This window comes from Kluyvera cryocrescens NBRC 102467, assembly GCF_001571285.1.
Taxonomy (GTDB): domain Bacteria; phylum Pseudomonadota; class Gammaproteobacteria; order Enterobacterales; family Enterobacteriaceae; genus Kluyvera; species Kluyvera cryocrescens.
This window is the reverse complement of record NZ_BCTM01000017.1, coordinates 1-17,654: the sequence shown is the minus strand read 5'-3', so window position 1 is coordinate 17,654 and position 17,654 is coordinate 1. Positions and strand designations below refer to the sequence as shown.

The 17,654-nt window shown below is 55.7% G+C and carries 16 protein-coding genes and 1 tRNA gene; 8 read left to right on the top strand and 9 right to left on the bottom strand.

Annotated features, from left to right (window positions below; translation table 11 throughout):
- Positions 1-69 precede the first annotated feature (69 nt).
- The 4 genes from mutY to KCR01S_RS13375 all read left to right on the top strand — a co-directional run bounded on the left by mutY (position 70) and on the right by KCR01S_RS13375 (position 4,049).
- The gene (gene mutY / locus KCR01S_RS13390; RefSeq protein WP_061283221.1) at positions 70-1,122 is read left to right on the top strand and encodes an A/G-specific adenine glycosylase; all 1,053 of its coding nucleotides are present in this window, start codon (positions 70-72) and stop codon (positions 1,120-1,122) included.
- A gap of 26 nt (positions 1,123-1,148) precedes the next feature.
- Positions 1,149-1,424 carry an oxidative damage protection protein gene (locus tag KCR01S_RS13385; protein WP_061283220.1) on the top strand — a complete coding sequence of 92 codons (276 nt, stop codon included), beginning with the start codon at positions 1,149-1,151 and terminating at the stop codon, positions 1,422-1,424.
- Positions 1,425-1,468: 44 nt separating this feature from the next.
- Positions 1,469-2,551, top strand: a complete 1,083-nt coding sequence (gene mltC, locus KCR01S_RS13380; RefSeq protein ID WP_072277148.1) for a membrane-bound lytic murein transglycosylase MltC — start codon at positions 1,469-1,471, stop codon at positions 2,549-2,551.
- 241 nt (positions 2,552-2,792) lie between these two features.
- On the top strand, positions 2,793-4,049 hold the full coding sequence (locus KCR01S_RS13375; protein WP_061283218.1) for a nucleoside permease: 1,257 nt from the start codon (positions 2,793-2,795) through the stop codon (positions 4,047-4,049).
- Positions 4,050-4,168: 119 nt separating this feature from the next.
- On the opposite strand, the gene citG is transcribed toward KCR01S_RS13375, so the two are convergent.
- Genes citG through KCR01S_RS13335 form a run of 8 tightly spaced genes read right to left on the bottom strand, consistent with a single transcriptional unit; the run spans position 4,169 to position 11,486 of the window.
- The gene (gene citG / locus KCR01S_RS13370; protein ID WP_061283217.1) at positions 4,169-4,975 is read right to left on the bottom strand and encodes a triphosphoribosyl-dephospho-CoA synthase CitG; all 807 of its coding nucleotides are present in this window, start codon (positions 4,973-4,975) and stop codon (positions 4,169-4,171) included.
- Complete coding sequence (citX, locus tag KCR01S_RS13365) at positions 4,953-5,492, bottom strand: citrate lyase holo-[acyl-carrier protein] synthase (protein WP_061283216.1); 540 nt, start codon at positions 5,490-5,492, stop codon at positions 4,953-4,955. Before citX ends, citG begins: the two co-directional genes overlap by 23 nt.
- A 4-nt stretch (positions 5,493-5,496) precedes the next feature.
- Positions 5,497-7,014, bottom strand: a complete 1,518-nt coding sequence (citF, locus tag KCR01S_RS13360; RefSeq protein WP_061283215.1) for a citrate lyase subunit alpha — start codon at positions 7,012-7,014, stop codon at positions 5,497-5,499.
- 10 nt (positions 7,015-7,024) lie between these two features.
- Positions 7,025-7,900: a citrate (pro-3S)-lyase subunit beta gene (gene citE, locus KCR01S_RS13355; protein WP_061283214.1), complete on the bottom strand. Its 876-nt coding sequence runs from the start codon at positions 7,898-7,900 to the stop codon at positions 7,025-7,027.
- Positions 7,897-8,190, bottom strand: coding sequence for a citrate lyase acyl carrier protein (citD, locus tag KCR01S_RS13350; RefSeq protein ID WP_061283213.1), 294 nt, complete (start codon positions 8,188-8,190; stop codon positions 7,897-7,899). Before citD ends, citE begins: the two co-directional genes overlap by 4 nt.
- A gap of 16 nt (positions 8,191-8,206) precedes the next feature.
- A complete protein-coding gene (citC, locus tag KCR01S_RS13345) occupies positions 8,207-9,226 on the bottom strand; it encodes a [citrate (pro-3S)-lyase] ligase (protein WP_061283212.1) in 1,020 nt (339 codons plus the stop codon).
- 13 nt (positions 9,227-9,239) lie between these two features.
- Complete coding sequence (locus KCR01S_RS13340) at positions 9,240-10,103, bottom strand: fumarylacetoacetate hydrolase family protein (RefSeq protein WP_061283211.1); 864 nt, start codon at positions 10,101-10,103, stop codon at positions 9,240-9,242.
- Positions 10,104-10,124: 21 nt separating this feature from the next.
- Complete coding sequence (locus tag KCR01S_RS13335) at positions 10,125-11,486, bottom strand: 2-hydroxycarboxylate transporter family protein (RefSeq protein WP_061283210.1); 1,362 nt, start codon at positions 11,484-11,486, stop codon at positions 10,125-10,127.
- A gap of 346 nt (positions 11,487-11,832) precedes the next feature.
- Between KCR01S_RS13335 and KCR01S_RS13330 the strand changes: the two genes are divergently transcribed.
- Both KCR01S_RS13330 and KCR01S_RS13325 read left to right on the top strand, forming a co-directional pair.
- The gene (locus tag KCR01S_RS13330; protein WP_061283209.1) at positions 11,833-13,470 is read left to right on the top strand and encodes an ATP-binding protein; all 1,638 of its coding nucleotides are present in this window, start codon (positions 11,833-11,835) and stop codon (positions 13,468-13,470) included.
- The gene (locus tag KCR01S_RS13325; RefSeq protein ID WP_061283208.1) at positions 13,460-14,152 is read left to right on the top strand and encodes a response regulator; all 693 of its coding nucleotides are present in this window, start codon (positions 13,460-13,462) and stop codon (positions 14,150-14,152) included. The genes KCR01S_RS13330 and KCR01S_RS13325 overlap by 11 nt, the downstream gene beginning before the upstream one ends.
- A 36-nt stretch (positions 14,153-14,188) precedes the next feature.
- On the opposite strand, the gene KCR01S_RS13320 is transcribed toward KCR01S_RS13325, so the two are convergent.
- Entirely contained in the window at positions 14,189-16,324 is a 2,136-nt protein-coding gene (locus tag KCR01S_RS13320) for an ornithine decarboxylase (RefSeq protein ID WP_061283207.1), read from the bottom strand.
- 429 nt (positions 16,325-16,753) lie between these two features.
- On the opposite strand from KCR01S_RS13320, the gene KCR01S_RS13315 reads away from it, so the two are divergent.
- Complete coding sequence (locus KCR01S_RS13315) at positions 16,754-17,461, top strand: DUF554 domain-containing protein (RefSeq protein ID WP_061283314.1); 708 nt, start codon at positions 16,754-16,756, stop codon at positions 17,459-17,461.
- A gap of 105 nt (positions 17,462-17,566) precedes the next feature.
- Positions 17,567-17,642: transfer RNA gene (locus KCR01S_RS13310), tRNA-Phe, on the top strand.
- Positions 17,643-17,654: the final 12 nt, after the last annotated feature.

Below are 17,654 nucleotides of genomic sequence, written 5' to 3'. Positions count from 1 at the left end.
TACAGCATAGTGCCGCTGTGCTGCAATTTGGCCCCTCATTATAACAAGAGTGGAATCCCTGCTTTGACCATGCAAGCCGCGCAATTTTCAGCCCAGGTGCTGGACTGGTACGACAAATACGGGCGTAAAACCCTGCCCTGGCAAATTGAAAAGACGCCCTACAAAGTATGGCTGTCTGAGGTCATGTTGCAACAAACGCAGGTTGCCACGGTTATCCCCTATTTTGAACGTTTCATGTCACGTTTTCCGACGGTCACCGATCTGGCCAACGCGCCGTTAGACGATGTACTGCATCTGTGGACGGGGCTGGGCTATTACGCTCGTGCGCGCAACCTGCATAAGGCCGCGCAGCAGGTCGCCACGCTGCACCACGGGCGCTTCCCGGAAACGTTCGAGGAAGTGGCGGCGCTGCCCGGCGTTGGCCGCTCTACCGCCGGCGCAATATTGTCACTCTCGCTCGGTAAGCATTTCCCAATCCTCGACGGTAACGTCAAGCGCGTGCTGGCCCGCTGCTATGCGGTGGACGGCTGGCCGGGGAAAAAAGAGGTCGAGAAGCGGCTGTGGGAACTTAGCGAGCAGGTCACCCCTGCCGAAGGCGTTTCACGCTTCAACCAGGCCATGATGGATTTGGGCGCAATGGTTTGTACCCGTTCAAAACCGAAATGCTCGCTGTGTCCGTTGGACAATGGCTGCGTTTCGTCAGCGAACGGCAGTTGGGCGCAGTATCCGGGCAAAAAACCGAAGCAGACCATTCCGGAGCGTACCGGCTATTTTCTGATGATGCAGCAGGGCAGCGAGGTGTTTTTACAGCAGCGTCCGCCTAGCGGACTGTGGGGCGGTCTATACTGTTTCCCGCAGTTTGCGGATGAGGAGGCGCTGCGCGACTGGTTGAACGAACGGCAGATCCCAGCCGATACGCTGACCCAGCTCACCGCGTTTCGCCATACTTTCAGCCATTTCCATCTGGACATTGTGCCAATGTGGCTTAGTGTGTCCTCAGTGACGTCATGCATGGATGAAGGCAGCGCTCTCTGGTATAACTTAGCCCAGCCGCCCTCTGTAGGGCTGGCCGCACCGGTTGAGCGCCTGTTGCAGCAGTTACGCGCCGATTCACTCGTTTAGAGTTTGGCGCCATAAGAGGATTGATTATGAGCAGAACGATTTTTTGTACTTACCTGCAGCAAGATGCCGAAGGGCAGGATTTTCAGCTGTACCCGGGCGAACTGGGCAAACGCATTTATAACGAGATCTCGAAAGAGGCCTGGAAACAGTGGCAGCATAAGCAGACCATGCTCATCAATGAAAAGAAACTCAATATGATGAACGTCGAGCACCGCAAACTGCTGGAAGAGGAAATGGTCAATTTCCTGTTTGAAGGTAAAGATGTGCACATTGAAGGCTACACGCCACCTGAAAAACAGTAAGGGCCTGACGGCCCTTTAAGACCACAACAACACGCGCTCCCGGAATGATGAAAAAACTATTTGCTCTGGCGTTGATTGCGCCGCTGCTTGTGTCCTGTTCCTCGAATAAAAAGGGCGATGCCTATAACGAGGCGTGGGTAAAAGACACCAACGGTTTTGATATATTAATGGGGCAGTTCGCCCATAACATTGAAAACATTTGGGGTTTTAACGAGGTCCTGATAGCCGGCCCGAAAGACTACGTCAAGTATACCGACGGCTATCAGACCCGTAGTCACATCAACTTCGACGACGGTACCATTACCGTTGAAACCATCGCCGGTACTGACCCCGCCGCACGTCTACGGCAGGCCATTATCACCACGCTGCTGATGGGTGACGATCCGGGTTCAGTTGACCTTTACTCCGATGCCGACGATATCCAGATCTCCAAAGAGCCGTTCCTCTATGGCCAGGTCGTTGATAACAACGGCGAAGCCATTCGCTGGCAGTGGCGCGCCGAGCGCTTTGCCGACTATCTCCTGCAAACGCGGCTGAAAAAACGCAGCAGCGGCCTGCACATTATCTATAGCGTGACCATCAATCTGGTGCCGAACCACCTCGATAAGCGTGCGCATAAATATTTGGGCATGGTACGCCAGGCGTCGCGTAAATATGGGATTGATGAATCACTGATTCTGGCGATTATGCAGACCGAATCCTCCTTCAACCCGTATGCGGTCAGTCGATCTGACGCCATGGGGCTGATGCAGGTCGTCCAGCATACCGCCGGGAAAGATGTTTTCCGCTCGCAGGGCAAATCCGGCACGCCAAGCCGCAGTTTCCTGTTCGATCCGGCCAGCAATATCGATACCGGTACGGCCTATCTGGCCATTTTGAACAATATTTATCTGGGTGGTATCAATAACCCAACGTCACGTCGATACGCGGTGATCACCGCCTATAACGGTGGTGCGGGCAGCGTGCTGCGCGTCTTCTCTAACGATAAGGTGCAGGCGGCAAATATCATCAACAGCATGGCGCCGGGCGATGTCTACCAGACGCTGACTACGCGGCACCCGTCCGCAGAATCACGCCGCTATCTCTACAAGGTGAATTCCGCCCAGAAAGGCTATCGCCGCAAGTAACAATTGTCACATAGCAGACCATCTCACCGCCGGCTTGCCGGAGGGGAAGATGGTCTTCCCCATCATTTTCCGCGCAAAAATGTTACGTTTGTCACTAATTCGTTGTGCAAAGAAAGAATAATTGCAATTTTATGCGGCGCTTAACAATGCCCGCCCCTCTCCATTGCTAGAATCGACACAAACACCACCTCTTAATGTTATTAAAAAAACATAATCTCGCCATTCTTGTGAGGAAAACAACATGAATTTAAAGCTGCAGCTTAAGATACTGTCGTTTCTGCAGTTCTGCCTTTGGGGGAGCTGGCTGACAACGCTGGGTTCGTACATGTTTGTGACGCTGAAGTTTGACGGGGCGTCTATCGGGGCGGTATACAGCTCTCTGGGGATTGCCGCGGTCTTTATGCCGACGCTTCTCGGCATCGTCGCGGATAAGTGGGTCAGCGCCAAATGGGTCTACGCCATCTGTCATCTGGTTGGCGCCGGTACGCTATTTATGGCTGCCGAAGTGACCACGCCAAGCGCCATGTTTATGGTTATCCTGCTGAATTCATTGGCCTACATGCCAACCCTCGGCCTGATTAACACGATCTCCTACTACCGCCTGAAATCAGCCGGCCTGGATATCGTGACCGACTTCCCGCCTATCCGTATTTGGGGCACCATCGGCTTTATTCTGGCGATGTGGGCGGTGAGCTTTGCCGGCTTCGAACTGAGCCATATGCAGCTCTATATTGGTGCTGCGCTCTCCGTGGTGCTGGCGCTGTTCACGCTGACGCTGCCGCACATTCCGGTCTCCAATCAGCAGGCAAAACAGAGCTGGAGCAGCATGCTGGGCCTGGATGCTTTTGCACTGTTTAAAAATAAGCGCATGGCGATTTTCTTCATCTTCTCCATGCTGCTGGGCGCAGAGCTGCAGATCACCAATATGTTCGGCAACACCTTCCTGCACAGCTTCGATAAAGACCCACTGTTTGCCACCAGCTTTATCGTGCAGCATGCCTCGGTGATGATGTCGATTTCACAAATCTCCGAAACGCTGTTCATTCTGACCATCCCGTTCTTCCTGAGCCGCTATGGCATTAAGAATGTGATGCTGATTAGTATTTTCGCGTGGATGCTGCGCTTTGGTCTGTTCGCTTACGGCGACCCGTCAGCCTTCGGTACCGTCCTGCTGGTGCTGTCGATGATTGTCTACGGATGCGCTTTCGACTTCTTCAACATCTCCGGTTCGGTGTTCGTGGAGAAAGAAGTTAAACCAGAAATCCGCGCCAGTGCGCAGGGTATGTTCCTGATGATGACCAACGGCTTTGGCTGCATCCTCGGCGGTATGGCCAGCGGGAAAGTGGTTGAAATGTATACCGTTGACGGCATCACCGACTGGCAGAGCGTGTGGCTGATTTTCGCCGGCTATTCGCTGGTTCTGGCCGTGGCGTTCGTGGGTCTGTTCAAATACAAACACGAGCGTGTGGCTCCAGGTGCGGTACCGGTCGCGCACTAAGGTGCCGCCCCCTCACCCCAACCCTCTCCCCACTGGGGAGAGGGAGAATAGAATCCACACGCCGCAGTTAAAAAACGCACCTGACCGTTCCCTCTCCCCCACGGGGAGAGGGGGTAGGGTTAAGGAGTAACGGCCGACAGCACCCATCCCACCGACAGTAAATCCGCACTGCCTCCTGGACTTAAATTTCGCGCAATCAGCGCCTGATCCATTTTGATTAAATCCTGCTTATCCCAGCCCCGATCCAATAACTGCTGGGCGTATCCCTGCACATAGTGCAGCCCGTTCAAACCGCCACGCGATACCAGGTTACTGTCCGGATTCACCGCCATTAAACTCAGCAACAGCGTATGCAGGCTACGGCGATTCCAGCCGGGCAGCACTCGCCGTACCGTGGCAAAGCCGCTCTCCGCTTCCCCACGCGCACCGGTCAGGCCAAACTGGTGAAACTGACGCTCTCCGGCGGTAGCCTGTGAACCACGAACCGCTAATTCACGCGCCACCAGCCCATCGCAGATAGCGCTGACTTCATGGCACAAGCTGGCCTGGCTCACCTCGCCCAACCGTCCGGCGGCAAAGCACAAGAGCCCCAGCGCAAAGATGCCGCCTTTATGCGTATTCACGCCGTTGGTTGCCCGGTACATGGCCTGTTCACAGGCGATGCCCATCGGGCGGATAAGCCGTAGCTGCTGGTTTACCGGCAAATGGGCGTGGCTCTCACCCAGTTCGGCGAATCGTCGAAACCACGGGCTAATTGCCTGAATGCTGCGCACGAACAGCGCGTGGTCCATATCCCGATGGGCGCCATTGTTGAGCCTGTCGACCAGCCCCGGCTTTGGCGTCAACTCCAGCTCCTGCCATAGCGCATCTTCCGCCAAAGCAGCGACATCAACCGGGCGGGGGTTAATCGCGATGGAACCAGTCATCAATCATCTTCTCCACGCAGGCCACGACCTCATCAACCGGATGTTTACGCGAGCGAGAACACGCGTGCGCTGGCTCATCGCAAATCAGGCAGCGCCGCAGATGCCGCCCCAGGGATAACCGTCCAACGTGACCTGACTGTGGGCAAATCACATCCAGATCCCACAGCCGCCCCAGCGGATGCGTTTGCTCAAGCGCCGCACAGTGCGCCTTTATCTCCGGCGCCTGATGCGCCACACACCACATGGCTTCCGGCCCGGTCGGCAGCCACAAGACCTGACGGTCGAGTACCGACCAGCCGTTTTGCCACAGCATCTGATCGCACATTTGCAGCGCCACGCCCATCGTGTTGCGATAGCGCGGGCTGTTTTTCACCGCCCCCGGGGTCACCAGGGTGAGTGAAATAACCGGCTGTTGGTAATGGGTTAACCAGTCAGCCTGACGCGCAGCGCGGCTCTCTTTCGCCGCCAGCAGCGCATCAAGGCTGACACCCATTTTCACGGGTGTCATTGTCGTCATCGAATTACTCCTTCACCTGACGAACGGTGTCAATCACGCTGCCATCGCGGTAGCGGATCACACCGACGATCTTATCGGTGAACTCAATCGGTTTAGGCATGCCGGTCAGCGAAACCGCGCGCGCATACAGCGCTTCGATATCGACAATTTTCAGCCCCGCCTCAACCAACCGCTGGCGAATTTCCGGGCGTGCCGGATTAACCGCGATCCCATGGTCAGTCACCAGCACATCGATGCTTTCTCCCGGCGTCAGGCGCGTGGTCACGCGCTTCACCACCGTGGGAATACGGCTACGCAGCAGCGGCGCAACCACGATGGTCAGGTTAGCGGCAGCGGCCACGTCACAGTGACCGCCGGATGCGCCGCGCATCACACCGTCGGAACCGGTAATCACGTTAACGTTAAAATCAACATCAATTTCCAGCGCGCTGAGGATCACCACGTCAAGCCGATCGCAGCTCGCCGCTTTGCTCCCTGGGTTGGCGTAGACGTTGGTGGAAATCTCGACGTGGTTCGGGTTACGCGCCAGTGAAGCCGCCGCCTGGCCATCAAAGCACTGGGTATCAAGCAGTTTGCCAATCAACCCTTTTTCATGCAGATCCACCAGACCGCCGGTGATACCTCCCAGCGCGAAGCTTGCCGTCACTCCGCTGCGCTCCATCTTCTCTTCCATAAAGCGCGTACAGGCGGTTGCCGCCGCACCGGAGCCGGTCTGCATTGAGAAACCGGGCACGAAGTAACCCGAGTGTTCAATCACATCCGCCGCATAGCGAGCAATCATCAGCTCACGCGGATTGCTGGTGACGCGCGCCGCACCGACGCTAATTTTTGCCGGATCGCCCACGCTCTCAACCTGCACAATGTAGTCCACCTGATCCTGAACCAGGCTGGCGGGCATATTGGGGAACGGCACCAGTTCTTCGGTCAGCAGCACCACTTTATGAGCAAAATGGGCATCGACCATCGCGTAGCCCAGCGAACCACAGCAGGACTTACCGTGCGTACCGTTCGCATTGCCAAACTCATCGCTACACGGAACCCCCAGGAAAGCCACGTCAATAGTCAGCTCGCCGTCCTGGAGCAGCTTCACGCGGCCGCCGTGGGAGTGAATTTGCACCGGCTCATCCATCAGCCCGTGGGAGATCGCATCCGCCAGTTTGCCGCGCATACCGGACGTATAGATACGGCTAATCACGCCGTTCTCGATATGCTCAATCAGCGCATCGTTACAGGTCATTAGCGAGCTGGACGCGAGGGTCAAATTCTTGAATCCCATCTGTGCAAGCTTCGCCACCACGCCGTTGATCACCCGGTCGCCTTCGCGAAACGCATGGTGAAACGAAATGGTCATGCCATCTTTAAGCCCGCATCGTTCCACCGCCTGCTCGACCGACTCGCACAGCTTGCGATGGTATTTCGTGTCCCTATCAGCCAGCCACGGCGTAGCGTGATGGGCGGAGTTAAACGGTTTGAGCTCCCGCAAATGGGGAAAATTCAGGTGAAGAAGTTCTGTCTGATTCATTGCTTTATCCTTAACGACGCACGCCAGAAGCCGCCGCACGTTCGAGTACCCTTTGCGCGTGGTCAATGATTGGCGCATCGACCATTTTCCCGTTGAGCGACACCACGCCCAGCCCAATGCGCGCGCCCTCTTCCGCCGCTTCAATCACCCGCTGGGCGTGGTCGACTTCCTGTTGCGTTGGCGCATAGGCATTGTGGAGCAGGTCAATCTGGCGCGGATTAATCAGCGATTTGCCGTTGAAGCCCATCTTGCGGATCAATTCCACTTCGCGCAGGAATCCAGCTTCGTCATTGACGTCTGACCACACCACGTCGAAGGCGTCGATACCGGCCGCACGAGCTGCGTGCAGTACCGCACAGCGCGCGTAAAACAGCTCGGTGCCGTCACCGCGCTCGGTCTGCATATCCATCACATAGTCAAACGCAGCCAGCGCTATCCCTATGAGACGCGGCGAGCGGCGGGCTATCGCCACGGCGTTAATGACGCCAATCGCCGATTCAATGGCCGCCATCACGCGGGTAGAGCCCACTTCGCGGCCACACTCCCGCTCAATGCGTTCGAGATGCCCTTCCAGTTCGTCGATATCTTCCGGGGTGTCGGTTTTCGGCAAGCGGATAACATCAACGCCGCCGCGCACCGCGGCTTCCAGATCCAACAGCCCAAACGGCGTGTTCAGCGGATTAATACGGACAACGGTTTCAATGTCCTGATACATCGGGTGCTGTAATGCGTGGAACACCAGCAGGCGGGCGCTGTCTTTTTCACGCAAGGCGACGGCGTCTTCTAAATCGAACATGATCGAGTCCGGGCGATAGATAAACGCGGTAGACAGCATGGCGGCGTTGGCCCCCGGCAGGAACAGCATACTGCGGCGAAGTGTACTCATTGCAGCGCCTCCCACGTTATCTGCTGCGCGTCGGCTGCGCGCAGAACCGCGCTTTGCAGGCGGGCGCGAATGACGCAGTCCAGTGCGCCTTTGTCTTCGACGATAATCAGCCCCTGATGCACGGCCATCGCCTGTAAAGTCTCTTCCACCACGCGGAGGATTTGCTCGCCAAACTGCTTGATCACTTCACTGTGGATGACAATCTCCAGCTCGCCGTCGGCGGGGGCGATTTTCACCATCAGGTCGCTGGACTCCTGCGTTCCGGCCAGCGCCTCCCTTACAATTTTCATGATAATGTCCTGATAGTTATGCGACTTCCGCGCTGTAATGCATTTCGAGATGCGCGAAAGTTGATTCCGGGACGATGTCCCGAATACGAGAAAACTGCTGCGTTTTGAGTAAGCGCCGCACTTCCGATGCGGAAATGGCGCTGCCCATCATTTTGATGCGCGGGATTTCCACCACCGTCACGCTCCCGGCCAGCAGCGCGTGTAGCGTCTGGTTGTACTGATGGGTGACGGCGCAAAACGGTTCTGAACCGATAAAACGGTGGGTAATGCCCAGCGCCGGCGCGATGTAATTGCGGAAGATCAGCACATCGATTTCGCTCCACGCCTGCTGTACCTTGCCCGACTCTTTGAGGAAATAGGCCGGAAAGGTGGCGCGGGAAATGATGTACTGTGAGCCTTCATGCACGGTGACATTGCGCAGATGCGCGACGCCTGCGCGGACCATCTCCAGCCGTGCGCAAAAGGGGAAGAACGAGGCGTCTTCACGCACCACGAACAGGTGCAGCCAATCGCATTGGCTTGCGGCCTGCTCCACCAGATGACGGTGGCCGAGGGTGAACGGGTTGGCATTCATCACGATGCCTCCCACTTTGTCACCCGGCTGGCGTTTCTGACGCAGCGAACGGCAATAGCGCTCGATACCCTGCGGGGTGTTTTCCATCAGCACCGCATTATTCCCGCTTTGCGCAATGGGCCAGAAACCACTGCGGCCAAAACGTTCTTTGTTGCAAGGACGGGTGCAAAGAAAGAGGTGGAAATCGCCGCGCGCCAGCGCGACGTTTTCCACTTCAGCCAGCAGCCGCGCGCTCAGATTGGCGCCGCGCAGACGCTCATCCACCGCCACGCATTTAATGACGTTAGCCGCCAGCCCCGCGCATCCCACCAGCGCCGTATCGGCCCAGGCTTCGATAAACAGCGTGATATCGCTGTCCATCCCCAGCCCGCTATCCACCAGCAGCGAACGAATCTGCGCGAGCCGTTCCGGGTGTTTCGCTACGAGGGTGACCCGAAAGTCGATTGGGAGTTGCGTATGCATCGTGCCGCCTTACTTAGTGCGCTGCCGTCAGCGTGTTCGCTGGCGCTTCCATGATGATGTTGCTGAGATGGCCGATGTGCTCAATCTCCACTTCGATACGATCACCTTCCTGCATAAACAGCGGCGGATTCCGTTTTTTACCGACACCGCCAGGAGAGCAGGTGATGATCACATCACCTGGGCTTAGGCAGGTGAAGGTGCTGATGTACTCAATCAGCTCCGCCACTTTGTGGATCATGCTGCTGGTATTGTCGTCCTGCACCATGCGCCCGTTGAGCCACGTGCGGATAGCCAGTTGATGTGGGTCAGGAATTTCATCGGCGGTCGTCATCCATGGGCCGAACGCCCCGGTCTGGCGCCAGTTTTTCCCAGCGGTAAACCAGGTGTGCTGCCAGTCGCGGGCCGAGCCGTCCATGTAGCAGCTATAGCCTGCCACGTGGCTCAACGCCTCTTCGCGGCTGATATTCTCGCCGCCTCTACCGATAATCACCGCCAGCTCGCCTTCATAGTCAAATTCACGGGAGTGGCGCGGTTTGAGCACCGGTGCGTTATGCGCCGTTTGCGAATCAGGAAAACGAACAAACAGCGTCGGTGCCGGATTATGCTGGTCAAACTCTTTGCGTTTTTCGGCGTAGTTCATGCCCACGCAGAGGATCTTTTCCGGGTGCTCAATCACCGGTAAAAAGGTCACCGCGTCCATTGGCACATCGACTGCGTCATGCAGATAGCGGGTGGCATCCGCCAGCCCGTTGCCCTGTAACAGCGCCTTAAGGTCGCTGTAGCGATCGCCAAGTCGGCGACCTAAATCAATCATCCCTTGCGCATTCACGATGCCGTAGCTGCGAACGCCCTGATAGATAAAGCTTGCGAGTTTCATTGTTAATCCTGAATACCATGTTTAAACAAGGAAGTTGCCCAGTACCAGCAGCGAGATGGAGACGTTGATTGCGCCACCAATACGGGTCGCAATCTGCGCAAACGGCATCAGGCTCATACGGTTGCCAGCGGTCAGAATCGCCACGTCACCGGTACCGCCCTGGCCGCTCTGGCAGCAGGAGACGATGGCGACATCAATCGGGTGCATGCCGATTTTTTTACCGACAAAGAAGCCCGTGGCGACCAGTGCAGAAACGGTGCTGACGATCACCAGCAGGTTGCTGAGGGTGAAGGCGTTAACCAGCTCCTGCCATGGGGTGATAGCCACACCGACGGCGAACAGAATCGGGTAGGTCACCGAGGTCTGGAAGAATTTGTAAACCACCTGCGAGCCTTCGAGCAGACGGGGAGAGGCACCGTTGCACAGTTTCACCAGTACCGCCACAAACAGCATGCCAACCGGTGCAGGCAGGCCAATCAGCTTGTGACCCAGCATCCCTATCATGTACAGCAGCACCGCCAGCAGCGCGCCGGAAGCAATTGTAGTCACATCGGTTTTGCCGGAGAACGCAGGCTGCGAAGATTGGGTATCCGCGTTGCCGCGGTTTGGCATCAGTTGGCCTTCACCGGTCAGGTGTGGGAAACGCTTGCCGAGCTGGTTCAGGCAGCCGGAAATAATGATGGCGGTAAGGCCCCCGAGCATGACCATCGGCAGTACGCGACCCAGCGCAACGCCCTGATCCATGTGCAATATGGTGGCATAGCCGATCGACAGCGGGATCGCCCCCTCACCCACGCCACCCGCCATGATCGGCAGAATGATAAAGAAGAAGATCTGGAACGGTTCAAGGCCCAGCGCCATCCCGACGCCCATCCCGACAATCATGCCGACGATTTCACCGCACAGCATCGGGAAGAAGATGCGCAGGAAACCCTGAATCAGTACGGTGCGGTTCATGCTCATGATGCTGCCGACGATGATGCAGCAGATGTAGAGGTAGAGAATGTTGGTCGATTTGTAGAACTTGGTGGTCGACTCGACGACAACGTCCGGCAGTAGGCCGTAATAGACCATCGCGGATGGGATAAAGGTAGCGCAGATGGCCGCCGCACCCAGCTTGCCAACGATAGGCAGACGCTTACCGAATTCGCCGCAGGCAAAACCAAAAAATGCCAGCGTCGCCACCATCACCACGATATCGCTCGGCAGCTTACCGCCCAGACAATCGATGGCAATCAGCGCTCCGGCTAACACAAACAGCGGCAGAGGAATAATACCGACTTTCCATGTATCCATAATATGCCACCAGCGCTCTTTGAGTGCCGGACGTTGAATTTCGATCGGTTCATGGGTTACAGAGAATGAATCATCAGTCGTGCTCATATTGAAGCCCTCTAGTTATTTTGTAGTTTTAGCTTAAGGGTCTAAAGGCTTACTTTATGTGAGTGAAAGCATATTAAAACCGAAGTTTTAATGGCATCTATGGTTTTAATGGTTTCTTTATTTTAATGTGACTAACGCCTTATTTATAAGCGTGGTTTTTATGGTTTCTTTTCTAAACCGAACAAATAAATAACATTTATTAATTTAGCCTTAATTGAACTCCTTTTTCAGAAAAATCTCTTTTCACCCCTTGCTGTGCAAGGGATCACAAGTTTCCGGCAAACCAGCAGCCCGGGGTAAAAAAGATGATATATTGCACCTTCCGTTGCAGCCCTGCGTGAGAGTAATGAAAGTATCATTTCAAATAAAACTGTTTATTTCGCTGGTTGTCTTTTTCTCAATGCTGTTTGCATTGCTGGGTAGCTATTATTATATCGACGTCGGCAAACAGCTATATCAGGAGATGAGTGGCCGAGCAAAAATACAGGCCGAGGAAATAGCCATCATCCCCAGCTTGCGTAAACAGGTGGCGGATAAAAATATCCCCGCGATCCATGATTTCATGCAGAAATTAGCCGCCCGCAGCGATGCCAGCTTTATCGTGATTGGCGATAATAAGGGCCTGCATTTGTATCATTCGGTGTTTGACGACAGGGTAGGCAAAACGCTGGTCGGGGGAGATAACGCTGAGGTGCTGCAAGGTAAGAGCACCACCACCATTCGCCAGGGGGGGCTGGGCATTTCTCTGCGCAGCAAAGCCCCCATATTCAACGACCACGGACAGGTAGTGGGCATTGTCTCGGTAGGCTATCTGACCAGCTATCTTGATACCATTACCGTCAGCAAAGTAGTCAACATCCTGATTGCCGCGGTGCTTTTGCTGATCGCGCTGTTCATCTTCTCGTGGTTTTTCACCCGCAGTATTAAAAAACAGATTTTCTCACTCGAACCGCGCGAGATTGGTCTGCTGGTGCGCCAGCAAAAAGCGATGATGGAGTCGATCTACGAAGGGGTCATCGCCATTGACGATAATCTCCGTATTGAAGTGATAAACCAGGCGGCAAGAACGCTGCTCGGGCTCAGCTTGCCGGCACGCGAGCTGCGCGGTCAGTTGATTGACGAGGTCATTGCCCCGGTCCCCTTTTTCTCTCGCGAAACCATGCTTCGACAGGATAACCATGATGAGATTTGCCGCTTTAACGATCTGACGGTGATCGCCAGCCGCGTGCGGATCATGCTGGAAGATTCCCTGCAGGGCTGGGTGATCACCTTTCGCGATCGCAACGAAATTGACTCGCTCAGCGCCCAGCTAAGCCAGGTTAAACGCTACGCCGACAACCTGCGCATCATGCGCCATGAGCAGTTGAACCGTATGACCACGCTTTCCGGCTTGCTGCACATGGGGCGCTACGATGAGGCAATTCGCTATATCCAGGCCCAGTCGGAGCATGCGCAAGAGCTGCTGGACTTTATCTCCTCACGCTTTAGCTCCCCAACGCTGTGTGGCCTGTTGCTGGGGAAAGCGGCCCGCGCCCGCGAGAAAGGCGTGGCGCTTCGCTTCGATCCCGGTTGCTCAATGAAAGAGCCGTTTACGCCGCTGGCGGAATCCGAGGTCATTTCGATTATTGGCAACCTGCTGGATAACGCCATTGAAGCCACGCAGCGTGCGCCGCTACCGCATGAACCGGTGGAGGTGCTGATCCTGCTTAACGAAAGAGAGCTGATCATTGAAGTGGCCGATCAGGGAATCGGCATTAACGCGGAGATCCGTGAACGAATCTTTGAACGCGGTGTGACCACCAAAACCCAGGGCGATCATGGGATCGGGCTTTATTTGATCGAAAGCTATGTGACGCAGGCTGGCGGTCTTATCGAAGTGGCCGATAACACCCCGCATGGCACCATTTTCTCGCTGTTTATCCCCGCCACGGGAAACGCCCGGTGTACCACACAGGAACTGGAAGAGACCGACTATGCAACATGAACTTATTGATGTGCTTATCGTGGAAGATGAGAATGAACTGGCCGAGCTGCACGCGGAACTTATCAGTAAGCACCCTCGCCTGCGGCTGGTAGGCATTGCCGCTTCGCTGGCCGAGGCGCAAGAGCAGCTTGAGAGCAAGCAACCGCAGCTGATGCTTTTGGATAACTACTTGCCGGACGGTAAGGGCATTACCCTCATCAGCAATCCGATGCTGCTGCGCGCCAACTGCTCGGTCATTTTTATCACCGCAGCCAGCGACATGGACACCTGTAGTCAGGCCATTCGTAACGGCGCGTTTGATTACATTCTTAAACCGGTGTCGTGGAAACGTCTTAGTCAGTCTCTGGAGCGCTTCGTGCAATTTGCTGAGCAGCAGCGGGTGTGGAAGATTGTCGATCAGCAGAACGTCGATTCACTCTATCAGCTACAGGCGAAAAACTATCGCCAGGACAACGGCAGTAAAGGAATTGAAGAAAACACCCTCGCGCGGGTGCAGAAGCTGTTTAACGATCGGGTCACGCACTGTTTTTCGGTGGATGAAGTGGTCAGTGAAACCGGGTTGAGTAAGACCACCACCCGGCGCTATCTGGAACACTGCGTGGAAGCCGGGTTTCTCAGCGTCGAGATGCTGTACGGCAAGATTGGTCACCCGCGCAGGATGTATCGCCGCAGCGCCGCGTGATCCCCCCATCCTCAGCGGATGAGGGGAAGTCGCCCGCTACTTCAGCACATAGCCAAACAGCCGCATAATGCCGTCGGCATCTTTCTCGCTGTACACCCCCTGAAGCTCCGGCGAGAAGCCGGGCAGCAGGTTGACGCCCTCTTCCAGCGCCAGGAAGTAGCGCTGCACCGCGCCCCCCCACACTTCCCCGGGTACGACGCACAGCACGCCGGGCGGATACGGTAGCGCCCCCTCGGCGGCAATACGCCCTTCCGCTTCGCTAATCCGCACCAGCTCAACGTTGCCGCGAATAAATTCGCTGTTGGCATCCTGCGGATTCATCGCCACCGCCGGCAGGCTTGCTTTGCGGAACATCGCTTTTTGCAGATCTTTCACGTCAAAACTGACATACAGATCGTGCATCTCCTGGCACAGTTCACGCAGGGTGTAGTCGCGATAGCGCACCGGATATTTGTTGTAAATGGTCGGCAGCACGTCCGCCAGCGGCGTGTCGTCTTCAATATGCTGTTCAAACTGACCCAGCATCGCCACCAGTTGCGCCAGCTTCTCCGGCGTTTCGGCCGGGGTGAGAAGGAAGAGGATCGAGTTGAGATCGCACTTCTCCGGCACGATGCCGTTCTCACGCAGATAATGAGCCAGAATAGTCGCCGGAATCCCGAATTCGGTATAGCGCCCGGTTTGGGCATCGATCCCCGGCGTGGTCAGCAGCAGTTTGCACGGATCGACAAAATACTGATCCTGCGCGTAGCCGTCAAAACCGTGCCAATGCGCGCCCGGCGCAAAGCTAAAGAAACGGCGTTCGCGGGCGATCGTTTGAGTGGGATGATCCTGCCACGGGCGACCGTCGACGATCGGCGGGATAAACGGCTGGATCATTTTACAGTTCGCCACGATTGCCTTGCGCGCTTCGATCCCCAATGCCACGCATTCGGCCCATAGACGGCGGCCGCTCTCGCCTTCATGAATTTTGGCGTTAATATCTAACGCCGCAAAAAGCGGGTAGAACGGGCTGGTTGAGGCGTGCAGCATAAAGGCGTTGTTCAGCCGCTTGTGCGGGCAAAAACGCGCCTGACCGCGAATATGGTTATCTTTTTTATGGATCTGCGACGTCTGCGAGAATCCGGCCTGCTGCTTGTGCACCGATTGAGTGACAAAAATGCCCGGGTCGTTTTCATTGAGATCCAGCAGCAGCGGCGAGGTATCCGCCATCATGTCGATAAACTGTTCGTAGCCCACCCAGGCGGAATCAAACAGAATGTAGTCACACAGGTGGCCGATTTTGTCCACCACCTGACGCGCGTTGTAAATGGTGCCGTCGTAAGTCCCCAACTGAATAATCGCCAGCCGGAATGGACGCGCGGCATCGGCCTTTTGCGGCGCCACTTCACGGATGAGTTCGCGCAGATAGGCGTCATCGAAGCAGTGTTCATCAATCCCGCCGATAAAACCGAACGGGTTGCGCGCAGCCTCCAGATAGACCGGCGTCGCCCCAGCCTGAATGAGCGCACCGTGGTGGTTGGATTTGTGGTTATTGCGGTCAAACAGCACCAGATCGCCACGGGTCAGCAGCGCGTTGGTCACCACTTTGTTGGCCGCTGACGTGCCGTTTAGCACAAAGTAGGTTTTGTCGGCGTTAAACACTTTCGCAGCAAACTTCTGCGCGTGCTTGGCCGAGCCTTCGTGGATCAGCAGGTCACCTAGCTTAACGTCGGCGTTACACATGTCGGCACGAAAGACATTCTCACCGAAAAACTCATAGAACTGGCGCCCTGCGGGGTGCTTTTTAAAGAATGCGCCGTGCTGATGTCCCGGACAGGCAAAGGTGCTGTTGCCCATTTCGACGTATTGGCTCAGGGTGTCGAAGAACGGCGGCAGGAGCTCCTCTTCGTAACGGCAGGCCGCCGTCTCCAGCTCAAGCCACTCCTGCTCTTTACCGCTTATGACGGCATCTACCCCTTCGGGAGCATCTATATTGTCGGCCGTCAAGACAAACACCGGCAGATGAAAACCTGTGCGTTTGAGTAAGGCCAGAATACCGCTGTGGCTATCTGCCACCGTCATGACGACTGCTGCGACATCGGTAAAGTCGGTGCTGTCCAGCGCCACGACGCTGCGATGGGTGGACAAGCGAGAGACCAGTTCACGACTGGCAGCAATATTCATTGATTTCATAAGCGCAACTACCCGCTGAGGGAGTGTGAAAGCCCCGGACAAAGCGTTTGGCTTTGCCCCACGAAACGTCTGGGTGCAGCTGAATTACAGCTCCGACCGCCAGACATCAGTAAAAGCAGACAGGGTCTGATCTTACTGTTGTCCTGCAGTGAGCGTGCGTTGCCGTCACCGCATGGTGAACGGGAGGTACGGCGCAGGGGTACGGGAGAGCCTTCGCAAACCAGCGAAGCGGCATTGACGATGTAATGGCAAGAATGTCATTGCAGGCTGCCCCCTATCAGGAAAGGAGAATTTTCGCGCAATCATTGCACCTTTATTCAGAGGGTGCAAGACGAAATCTTTATGCATTTACCTCAAGGAAAATAGCCACTGAACCGATTAATCGGTCCATAATAATGCAGGATTCAGCGATAGTTATTAGGAGTGAATGTGGTTATTGGACCTTTTATCAATGCTGGCGCGGTGCTGGTCGGTGGGCTTCTCGGCGCGCTTTTAAGCCAGCGTTTACCGGAACGTATCCGCGTTTCCATGACTTCGATTTTCGGCCTGGCCTCGCTGGGTATTGGTCTGCTTCTGGTGATCAAATGCGCCAACATGCCGGTGATGGTGCTAGCCACCCTGGTCGGCGCGCTGATTGGCGAGTTTTGCTACCTGGAAAGAGGCATTAACAACGCCGTATCCCGGGTGCAAAAACGGATGCTCAAACCCGGCCAAAGCAGTCAGCACGAAAATTTTATTCAGAGCTTTGTCGCCATCATCGTGCTGTTTTGCGCCAGCGGCACCGGGATTTTTGGTTCAATGCATGAAGGCATGACCGGCGATCCCACCATTCTGATTGCCAAGTCGTTTCTCGATTTCTTTACCGCGATGATTTTCGCCTGCTCGTTGGGTTTTGCCGTCTGCGCCATCAGCGTACCCATGTTAATCATCCAGCTGTCACTGGCATTCTGCGCCTTTTTGATTCTGCCGCTCACCACTCCGGCAATGATGGCCGATTTTACCGCCGTTGGCGGCCTGCTGCTGCTGGCAACCGGCCTACGTATCTGCGGCATCAAAATGTTTGCGGTAGTGAATATGCTGCCCGCCCTGCTGCTGGCGATGCCGATTTCCGCCGCCTGGACGGCATTTTTTGCCTGAAAAGTCGTGCTAACTGCGTGAAGTGGTGATAGATTGTGCAACTCGCCGCAAATTTTATAAATTTCGTTGACGAGTCGAGGCGATTACGGTTTAATGCGCCCCGTTGCCCGGATAGCTCAGTCGGTAGAGCAGGGGATTGAAAATCCCCGTGTCCTTGGTTCGATTCCGAGTCCGGGCACCACTATTTAAAGAA

Bases quoted from the DNA above. Each gene is read 5' to 3' on its own strand.
- KCR01S_RS13335 (WP_061283210.1), bottom strand. From the start codon at position 11,486: ATGAGCACGACTGATGATTCATTCTCTGTAACCCATGAACCGATCGAA.
- citG (WP_061283217.1), bottom strand. From the start codon at position 4,975: ATGACTGGTTCCATCGCGATTAACCCCCGCCCGGTTGATGTCGCTGCT.
- KCR01S_RS13375 (WP_061283218.1), top strand. From the start codon at position 2,793: ATGAATTTAAAGCTGCAGCTTAAGATACTGTCGTTTCTGCAGTTCTGC.
- citX (WP_061283216.1), bottom strand. From the start codon at position 5,492: ATGACGACAATGACACCCGTGAAAATGGGTGTCAGCCTTGATGCGCTG.
- mutY (WP_061283221.1), top strand. From the start codon at position 70: ATGCAAGCCGCGCAATTTTCAGCCCAGGTGCTGGACTGGTACGACAAA.
- KCR01S_RS13320 (WP_061283207.1), bottom strand. From the start codon at position 16,324: ATGAAATCAATGAATATTGCTGCCAGTCGTGAACTGGTCTCTCGCTTG.
- citE (WP_061283214.1), bottom strand. From the start codon at position 7,900: ATGAGTACACTTCGCCGCAGTATGCTGTTCCTGCCGGGGGCCAACGCC.
- citF (WP_061283215.1), bottom strand. From the start codon at position 7,014: ATGAATCAGACAGAACTTCTTCACCTGAATTTTCCCCATTTGCGGGAG.
- citC (WP_061283212.1), bottom strand. From the start codon at position 9,226: ATGCATACGCAACTCCCAATCGACTTTCGGGTCACCCTCGTAGCGAAA.
- KCR01S_RS13385 (WP_061283220.1), top strand. From the start codon at position 1,149: ATGAGCAGAACGATTTTTTGTACTTACCTGCAGCAAGATGCCGAAGGG.
- mltC (WP_072277148.1), top strand. From the start codon at position 1,469: ATGATGAAAAAACTATTTGCTCTGGCGTTGATTGCGCCGCTGCTTGTG.
- citD (WP_061283213.1), bottom strand. From the start codon at position 8,190: ATGAAAATTGTAAGGGAGGCGCTGGCCGGAACGCAGGAGTCCAGCGAC.
- KCR01S_RS13330 (WP_061283209.1), top strand. From the start codon at position 11,833: ATGAAAGTATCATTTCAAATAAAACTGTTTATTTCGCTGGTTGTCTTT.
- KCR01S_RS13325 (WP_061283208.1), top strand. From the start codon at position 13,460: ATGCAACATGAACTTATTGATGTGCTTATCGTGGAAGATGAGAATGAA.
- KCR01S_RS13340 (WP_061283211.1), bottom strand. From the start codon at position 10,103: ATGAAACTCGCAAGCTTTATCTATCAGGGCGTTCGCAGCTACGGCATC.